This window comes from Streptomyces sp. W16 (genome assembly GCF_033194735.1).
GTDB lineage: Bacteria > Actinomycetota > Actinomycetes > Streptomycetales > Streptomycetaceae > Streptomyces.
Window position 1 is genome coordinate 1 of sequence record NZ_JAWOAI010000454.1, and the last position, 8,270, is coordinate 8,270.

Consider the following 8,270-nt stretch of genomic DNA (forward strand, 5'->3'; position numbering starts at 1 on the left):
GCCGACCGCCTCGCCGCCGTCGCCGGGAAGATCCGGGCGGACGGCGGCACGGCCGACCACCATGAGCTGGACGTGACCGACCTGGAGAGCGTGCGGGCCTTCGTCCGGGCCGCGCGGGAGTCGTACGGCCGTGTCGACGTGCTGGTCAACAACGCGGGCGTGATGCCGCTGGCGATGCTGGAGGCGCTGAAGGTCGACGAGTGGAACCGCATGATCGACGTCAACATCCGCGGGGTGCTGCACGGCATCGCCGCGGTGCTGCCCGTGATGCGAGAGCAGGGCGAGGGACACATTGTGAACGTGGCCTCCGTCGCCGGACACCGCGTCGATCCCACCGCGGCCGTCTACTGCGCCACCAAGTCCGCCGTCCGCGCCATCTCCGAAGGGCTGCGCCAGGAGAGCCGCGACCTGCGCGTCACCGTGGTCAGCCCCGGCCTCACCCGCAGCGAACTGACCGACGGCATCAGCGACTTGGGCATGCGCGCGGTCGCCGAGGACATGATGGGCATCGCGATCCCCGCCGCCGCGATCGGCGAGGCGATCGTCTACGCCGTCAACCAGCCCGCCGAGGTCGACGTCAACGAGATCGTCGTACGGCCCACGGCGCAGAGCTGAAGTCCCGGCCGGATCAAGGGAGTTGGCTCGCGGTCGCGGTCGGGGAAGCTGACACCGGCGGGTAGCTCGGGTGCAGTGAGGCGGAGAGTGGGGCCAGTGCCGCGCACAACGCCGAGGGGAACGCGGGCTCCACGCGTCGTACCGCCTTGCAGCCCCCGGTCGAGCTCGCCGTGATCACCTTCCAGCCGGCGGGCTTCGCGCGGAAGAACCAGCGGTCGCCCAGCCGGGACGAGCACCCGGACGGGGTCGCGCTCGTGTCGCCGCAGACCGGGCCCGTACGCCAGGAGAAGTCGATGACCAGCCACTTGCCGTCGCAGTGCTCCGCGTCGCGGTAGCTGTGCGCGGGGGCGTCGGCCGCGATCATCGCCTGCTCGTAGGACCGGACGGTGCAGCCGGTGGCCGGCGGATGGCAGCCGAGTTCCCCGCACAGGCGCAGGGCGGGCAACTTGGCGCCGTCGGCGGTGAATTGGGTGGAGCTGTCCACGATCAGCTCCCGGTTTCCCAGGGGTTCGGGCAGCCGGAGCCGGGTCGAGGCCGTGCCTTCCCCGGTGCAGCCGGAGTGTCTGTCCCCGGACGGTGAGGAGAAGGTGATCTGGACCCACATGTACTTCTGCGTGGAGTCGGTGAGCGCCGCCTTGAACGCGCGCACGCACGGCCGCTTGCCCTTGGGTACCCGGGCGGTGAGGGTCAACATGCGCCGGTCGTCGGCGAGTTGGGCCGCGGTGACCGCGGAGGGCTGTGCCAGGGTCCAGGGCAGCGACACGGTCGACGACGGGTCGTTGGCGTCGTTCGTGTCACCGGCCACCTGCGTCCCGCATCCGCCGAGCAGCAGTACGGCTGCGGCGCAGAGTGCGGCGGCCACAGTCGTCCCCCGGGTTCCGCCTGGTCGCAATGGCAGTCGCAGTGGCAGTCGTATTCGCACGAGCGCTCAATCCCCCCGGATCGCACCGATGCCGACTCCGGCCCGTCGAGTACGGGCGGGCAGTCGCACCGGGGGATCAATATAGGGAGTCAGCGCGCGGCGACCCACTCCGCCACCGTCGTGACGTCCGCCTGCATCGGGAACACCTTCTCCGTGAGGACCCGGTGCACCTCGGGGTCGTTGTCGAGGCAGCCGTCGGACAGGACGGTGAGGGTGAAGTCCAGATCGGCGGCCTGGCGGAGCGTCGACAGGACGACGCCGCTGGTGGCGATGCCCGTCAGGACCAGGTGGTCGAGGTCGTTGGCCCGCAGCACCATGTCGAGGTCGCTGCCGGCGAACGCGCTGACGCGGCGCTTGGTGACGAGGATGTCGCCGGTTTCGGGGGCCACGTCCGGGTGGACTTCGTTGGCCTGGGCGACGGCGGCCGACGCGGGGGTGCCCGCGAGCCTGCCGAACATCTTGTTGCGGGTGCTGATCTCCGGGGCGCCGGGGCGGAATCCGACGGTCACGTAGATCACGGGGACGCCGTCCGCGCGGGCAGTGTCGATCGCCTTGCGCAGGCGCGGCAGATAGGCCGGGTCGGGGTAGCGGTCGACGATGAGGCGCTGGACGTCCATGACGAGAAGGGCTTGCTTGGACACCGCTGTCCTTTCGGACGGGAGAAGGAACGAGAGAAGGAACGGGAGAGCGAAGGGCGCAGGTGAGTCGCGGGGCGGGCTAAGTCATCAAGTGATTACTTGCTTAACGTAACCATGCCCTGTAGTCATGTCAACGAGTGATTACTTGACCTGTTCGAGGAGGCCGCCGGTGGTGACGAGTGAGACGGGCGAGGCCGACGGACCCCGGCGGCGGGACGCGGCGGCGACCCGGCAGGCGCTTCTGGAGGCCGCGAGCAGCCGGTTCACCCGGCTCGGGTACGACCGCACGACGCTGCGGGACGTGGCCGCCGACGTCGGGGTCAACCTGGCGCTCATCAAGCGGTACTTCGACTCGAAGGAAGGGCTGTTCAAGGCGGCGCTGGCGTCAACTCCCCGGTTTCTGGGCCGGGATGAGCGGTTCCCGCAGGACCGGGAGGGTCTCGCCGAGGCGCTCAGCCACCAACTCTCCGCCGGTGCCTGGCCGGAGTTCGGCGAACACCCCGTGCTGATGCTGCTGCGCGGCTCCGGCGACGAGCGCGTGGACGCGCTGCGCCGCAAGGCCCTGGACGAGTTCGGCCGCCAGATCCTCGAAGCGTCCGGCGGGGGACCTGCGGGGGAGGACGACGAACGGTTGCTGCGGGCGCAGCTCCTGGTCGCGCTCGGCGTCGGCGTCGCCGTCGTACGGTCCGCCGTAGGTCTGCGGCCCCTGCGTGACGCGACCGCCGGTCAACTGGCCGCGCCCCTGCGGGAGATCGTCGACGCGCTGCTGACGCCCCCTGCCGACGATCGCTGAACTGCCGCACAATGCACGGGTGGACGACTTCATGATCCGCCCTGCTGAACCCGCCGAGCTGGACGCGGTCGCAGGCCTGCGGTGGCAGTGGATTCTGGAGGGCGGAGACCAACCGGTCACCACCCGCGAGGAGTTCGTGCGGCACTTCGTCGACTGGGCGGCGGAGCACACCGGTTCGCATCGCTGCATGGTCGTCGTGCGGGACGGTGCGGTCATCGGGATGGCCTGGCTGGCCGTGGTCCAGCGGGTACCGAGTCCGCGCGCCCTGCGCCGGGCCTCCGGCGATCTGCAGTGCGTGTACGTGATCCCCGGCGAACGGGACAGCGGTGTCGGCGGCCGGCTCGTGGAGGCGGTGCTGGGCCGTGCCCGGGAACTCGGTCTCGAACGCGTCACCGTCCACTCCTCGCCCCGGGCGATCCCCGCGTACGCCCGACGCGGCTTCGCCCCCTCGCCCCGGCTGCTGCACACCCATGTCTCCCGCACCGACACCCACCCCTGACCGATGCCTGAACTGACCACGCCCCACGCCCGGTTCCGGCTCTCCTTCCTGGCGGCCGTCCGCGAGCACCTCACCGAGGGCGAAACCTTCGGCGACACCCTCGCGCGTGAACTGCGGGAGCACGGCGAGACGTGGCACCGACCGGAGGGGTTCAACCGGTACGTCGACGCCGTACGCGAGGAGGAGCGGGAGGAGGGGCGACGGCCGGCGGGGTTCGTCCCGAACAGCTGGTACTGGTACGTGGACGGCGACGAGTACCTCGGACGTATCCAGGTGCGCCATCGGCTCACCCCGCACCTGCTCGACCAGGGTGGCCACATCGGTTACGGCGTCCGGCCGACCGCCCGTCGTCGCGGGTACGCGACCGCGATGCTCCGTGACGTCCTGCCGTACGCTCGGGCCCTCGGCCTGGACCAGGTCCTCGTGACCTGCGATGTCACCAACATCGGGTCCCGCAAGGTGATCGAGGCCGGTGGCGGGGAGTTCGAGGACGAGCGGGGCGGGAAACTGCGGTTCTGGATACGAACGGGGCGCTGAGGCGTCTTGGCTGATATGGACGCTCCTGTGGAATTCGAGAAGCCGCCCTCCGCGCCGCAGTCGCCCGAGGGGTGTCTCGCCGTCGCGATCCGTGTTCCCGTGCGGATCGTCGTGCTCGTGCTGGTCGTGCCGGTGCGGGTGGCGTGGGACGCGCTGGTGGTCGGCGGGCGGTTCCTCTGGCGCACCGTGCTGCGACCGCTGGGGCGGGCGGTGTTCGTGTGGCCGTTGGTGGCGCTGTGGCGGTACGTCGTCGTGCCCGTCGCCAAGGCGGTCGGATGGCTCGCGAATGCGCTCGTCCTGGTCCCCCTTGGCTGGCTGTACCGGTACGTGCTGACGCCGGTCGGCCGTGCCCTCGGCTGGGGCGCCCGGCAGATCGGGAACGGGCTGGCGTGGGTGTACGCGCGCGTGCTCACTCCCGTCGGGCACGCGTGCGTGTGGGTCGTCGACAGGGTGACGGCCGCCGTGGCGTGGCTCGGGCGGTATCTGCTCGTCGTACCCGCCGGGTGGCTGTACGCGTGGGTGCTCGCCCCGGTCGGGCACGCGGTCGCCTGGTGCGGGCGGGGGCTGCTGTGGCTGGCGAGGACTGTCGGTACCGGTGTCGGTGTCGTCCTGTACTGGACCGCCCGGATCCTGCTCGTGCTGCCCGCGATCGCCCTCTGGCGCTGGGTACTGACACCGGTCGGGCGGGTCCTCGCCGTCGTGGGACGTGAGGTGTGGGACGCCCTCGGGCACGCCTGGCGGATCGCCGGGCACATCTCGCTCGCCGTGGGGCGGGCACTGGGGACCCTCTTCCGGTGGATCTTCGTGGCGCCGGTGAGCTGGGTGTACCGGACCGTCCTCACCCCGGTCGGACACGTCGTACGGGACCTGGTGCTGCGGCCCGCCGCCGAGGCCGCGCGCAGGGTGGGCCGGGTCACCCGCCAGGTGCTGACCGCCGCGCGCGAGTCCGCCCGGCAGGCGCGGGCCGACTTCCGGCGAATGGTTTTCGGCGAGCCCAGGCAGCCGCAGCCGGTGGAGCGACGGGAACCGATGGGCGACGAGACACGTACTCTTGGTAGAAGTACGACCGTTCTCACGAAGGACTAGGACACTGGGCAAGCGACAGCCCGAAGGCCCGCCGCCCGCACCCGCGGTGCAGCGCATCCGACTGCGCTACACCAAGCGCGGCCGCCTCCGGTTCACCAGCCACCGAGACTTCCAGCGCGCCTTCGAGCGTGCGCTGCGCCGCGCCGAGGTGCCGATGGCGTACTCGGCCGGGTTCACACCGCACCCGAAGGTGTCGTACGCCAATGCCGCACCCACCGGCACGGGCAGTGAGGCGGAATACCTGGAGATCGCGCTCACCGCCGAGCGTGACCCCGACAAGCTGCGCGAGCTGCTCGACGAGTCGATGCCTGTCGGGCTCGACATCGTCGACGCGGTCGTGGCCCGGACCTCCGGGCTCGCCGACCGGCTCACGGCTTCCGTGTGGGAGCTGCGGCTCGACGGGGTGGCTCCCGAGGACGCCGAGCGCGCGGTGGCCGCGTTCAACGCGGCCGAGAGCGTCGAGGTCCAGCGCATGGCCAAGAACGGCATGCGGACGTTCGACGCCCGCTCCGCCGTAGCGAGCCTCGAAGCTACTTCTGGGACGATCGGTCCACAGCCCGCCGCAAGCGTCGGCTCCACTGGAGCGGCTGAAGCCGCGCCCCTTAATGGGCCTACCGACCAGGCCTGTGCGATACTGCGGCTGGTTGTTCGGCACGTGACGCCTGCCGTTCGACCCGACGACGTCCTGTCCGGTCTTCGCGCCGTGGCCGACCTGGCGCCGCCGGTCGCCGCAGCGGTGACCAGGCTGGCGCAGGGGCTGTTCGATGAAGAGACCGGCACGGTGACCGACCCGCTCGCGCCCGACCGCGAGGCAGCAGTGACCGGGAATCCCACGGTCGCCGAAGCTGCCGCCGCGAAGGCGCCGGCGTAGGGAAGGTTCCGCGTAGGACGGACGTCGTAGCGCCGCCCTCGGACTCGGGAGCCACCTGGGTCGGGCAGCGCACCGACCACAAGACTTTCGCCAGGCCGTCCGCAACTGGGCGTACGGAACCGGCGAGACAGGACACAGAGAGCTCCCGTGCGGCGCCCGCGCCCCGGACGGCGGCACCGCGCCCCGGCGGCGCCGTAGGTGCGCGAGCCGGCGGGCGAACAGGGGGTCGGTGAGGACGCGTACGTCCGAGTCCTCGATCGTGCAGGTGGCGTGACCCCACCAGGTGATCTCCACCGGCACCTTCTTTGCCTCCTTCGCGCGACTCCCCCGAAGCCTACGGGCAGGAGTAGGGTCGGCGGCGAAACCCGGAGGTGAGGGGGACGCCATGGGACAGGTACGCGGTGCCTCCGGTATGCCCTCGCGGGTCAGGGTCACGGCGATCGCCAGCCTGACACCGCTGGAGGAGCTGGACGACGACCCCTTCCTGGTCGACTCCCGCAGCCAGCACGCCATGTGCGCGCGCTGGGCCGCCGACCACGGCTACGTCATCGCCCGCGAACTCCTCGTGCGCGGGCTGCGCCCCGACCACAACGCCCTGTGGGACGGCGTCCGCCCCGGCCTCGACCTGTTCGTCGCCCCCAGCCGCCGGGTCCTGGAGAGCGCGCTGTCCTCCGTCGAGGAGTTCACCGACGAGTGCGCGCGACGCGGGGTGCGGATCGAGACAGTGGGCCGCGCGGAACCGTCGTACGACGCCCAGGCCAAGGCCCGCGTGCACCGGCGGCTGTCGATGCCGACGGCCGGCTACGACGGCCGCTAGTCCAGGGGTCCCCACGTCCCGTGTGACAGGGTGGGGACAGGCCCGCCAGGTCGACGGGCCCGGGACGTGAGGTGTGCGGGGCGTGGGTGGAGGGCGTTGGCGGCGGCTCGCCAGTCAGGTCGGGCGGAGCATCGCGGTGTGGGCCGTCTCCACGGTCACCATGCTGGTGCTCGCCGGGATCCTGCCCGACTTCAAGCTCCAGTCGGCGGACGGCGACAGCGCGACCCGTATCGGTGTCACGGCCGCGCTCGGCGCCGGCGCCTTCGGTCTGCTGTCGGCCCTGGTCTGGCCGCTGCTGGTACGGCTGCTGCTGCTGGTGCCCGCGCTTGTCCTCGGTCTCCTCGTGTTCGTGCTCAACGGCTCCCTGCTGCTGATCGCCCTGCGGATCAATCCGGACGGCGGGCTGCGCGGTCAGGTCGCCCCCTCGACGGCCGTCGTCGTGGCCGCCGTGATGTCCGCCGTCGCCTCCGCCACCGGCGGTGCCCTGGCCGTGCGCGACGACGATGCCTACCGCCGCCGCCTCTACCGCCTAGCCGACCGCCGCCGCAGAGCCCTGCCGCCCGGCCCGTCCAGCCCCGGTACCGTCTTCCTCCAGCTCGACGGCGTCGGCCACGACGTCCTCCTCGACGCGATGGAGAAGGGGCTGATGCCGACCGTCGCGAGACTCCTCGGCGGCGACCGCCCCACCCACCGCCTCACCCCGTGGCGCACCGACTGGTCCAGCCAGACCGGCGCCAGCCAGCTCGGCATCCTGCACGGCTCCAACCACGACATCCCCGCGTTCCGCTGGTACGAGAAGGACACCGGCGAGGTGATGGTCTGCAACCGCCCGACCAGCGCCGCCGAACTCCAGCGCCGCGCCGTCGAGTTCACCGGCGACGGCGGCCTCCTCACGCTCGACGGCGCCAGCCGCGGCAACCTGTTCAGCGGCGGCGCCGACGAACAGGCCCTCGTGCTGTCCATCGCCATCCGCCGCCGGGGCCGGGAGAACCGTTCCCGCGCGGGCTACTTCGCCTACTTCTCCGACCCCGCCAACGCCGTCCGCACCGCGATGTCCTTCGTCGCCGAGGTCGGCCGCGAGATCGGCCAGTCGACCCGCAGCCGCCTCACCAAGCAGCGCCCCCGGATCAAGCGCGGCGGCCTCTACCCCCTCGTCCGCGCCTTCGCGACCGTCGTGGAACGGGACGTCGTGGTCGCCGCCGTCATGGGCGACATGCTGGCCGGCCGCACCGCCGTCTACGCCGACCTCGTGGCCTACGACGAGGTCGCCCACCACTCCGGACCGCGCAGCCGCGACGCCGCCAAGGTCCTCCAACGCCTCGACCGCGCCCTCGCGTTGATCGAGAACGTCGCCGAGCACGCCCCGCGGCCGTACCGCATCGTCGTCCTCTCCGACCACGGGCAGAGCCCCGGCGAGACCTTCCAGGGCCGCTACGGCCTCACCCTCGGCGACCTGGTCCGGGCGGGCTGCGGGCTGCCGGTGCCGCGCCGG

At 71.8% G+C, this 8,270-nt stretch carries 10 protein-coding genes and 1 pseudogene; 8 read left to right on the forward strand and 3 right to left on the reverse strand.

The genetic code is table 11. The annotated features are described in order from the left end of the window. The coding region (locus R6V09_RS39930) for an SDR family oxidoreductase (RefSeq protein ID WP_317886387.1) at positions 1-615 on the forward strand (615 nt) is incomplete at its 5' end. Positions 616-628: 13 nt separating this feature from the next. On the opposite strand, the gene R6V09_RS39935 is transcribed toward R6V09_RS39930, so the two are convergent. After that, positions 629-1,477, reverse strand: coding sequence for a hypothetical protein (locus R6V09_RS39935; RefSeq protein ID WP_317886388.1), 849 nt, complete (start codon positions 1,475-1,477; stop codon positions 629-631). Between the two features lie 149 nt (positions 1,478-1,626). Then, entirely contained in the window at positions 1,627-2,178 is a 552-nt protein-coding gene (locus tag R6V09_RS39940; RefSeq protein WP_317886389.1) for a cysteine hydrolase family protein, read from the reverse strand. Between the two features lie 169 nt (positions 2,179-2,347). Between R6V09_RS39940 and R6V09_RS39945 the strand changes: the two genes are divergently transcribed. From R6V09_RS39945 to R6V09_RS39965, 5 genes are read left to right on the forward strand one after another with little or no spacing between them, the layout of a single operon-like run. Next, positions 2,348-2,968 carry a TetR/AcrR family transcriptional regulator gene (locus R6V09_RS39945; protein ID WP_317886390.1) on the forward strand — a complete coding sequence of 207 codons (621 nt, stop codon included), beginning with the start codon at positions 2,348-2,350 and terminating at the stop codon, positions 2,966-2,968. A 19-nt stretch (positions 2,969-2,987) separates the two neighbouring features. Further along, positions 2,988-3,467, forward strand: coding sequence for a GNAT family N-acetyltransferase (locus tag R6V09_RS39950; protein WP_317886391.1), 480 nt, complete (start codon positions 2,988-2,990; stop codon positions 3,465-3,467). A 3-nt stretch (positions 3,468-3,470) separates the two neighbouring features. Then, a complete protein-coding gene (locus tag R6V09_RS39955; protein WP_317886392.1) occupies positions 3,471-4,004 on the forward strand; it encodes a GNAT family N-acetyltransferase in 534 nt (177 codons plus the stop codon). Between the two features lie 27 nt (positions 4,005-4,031). Then, positions 4,032-5,090, forward strand: a complete 1,059-nt coding sequence (locus tag R6V09_RS39960; protein WP_317886393.1) for a hypothetical protein — start codon at positions 4,032-4,034, stop codon at positions 5,088-5,090. A 46-nt stretch (positions 5,091-5,136) separates the two neighbouring features. After that, positions 5,137-5,961 carry a TIGR03936 family radical SAM-associated protein gene (locus R6V09_RS39965; protein WP_317886394.1) on the forward strand — a complete coding sequence of 275 codons (825 nt, stop codon included), beginning with the start codon at positions 5,137-5,139 and terminating at the stop codon, positions 5,959-5,961. Positions 5,962-6,120: 159 nt separating this feature from the next. On the opposite strand, the pseudogene R6V09_RS39970 reads toward R6V09_RS39965, so the two are convergent. Further along, positions 6,121-6,261: pseudogene (locus R6V09_RS39970) on the reverse strand (MBL fold metallo-hydrolase); the annotation flags it as partial. 85 nt (positions 6,262-6,346) lie between these two features. Between R6V09_RS39970 and R6V09_RS39975 the strand changes: the two are divergent. Together R6V09_RS39975 and R6V09_RS39980 are read left to right on the forward strand one after the other, a co-directional pair. After that, a complete protein-coding gene (locus tag R6V09_RS39975; RefSeq protein ID WP_317886395.1) occupies positions 6,347-6,778 on the forward strand; it encodes a hypothetical protein in 432 nt (143 codons plus the stop codon). Positions 6,779-6,851: 73 nt separating this feature from the next. Beyond that, on the forward strand, positions 6,852-8,270 hold a 1,419-nt coding region (locus R6V09_RS39980), incomplete at its 3' end, for a phage holin family protein (protein ID WP_317886396.1).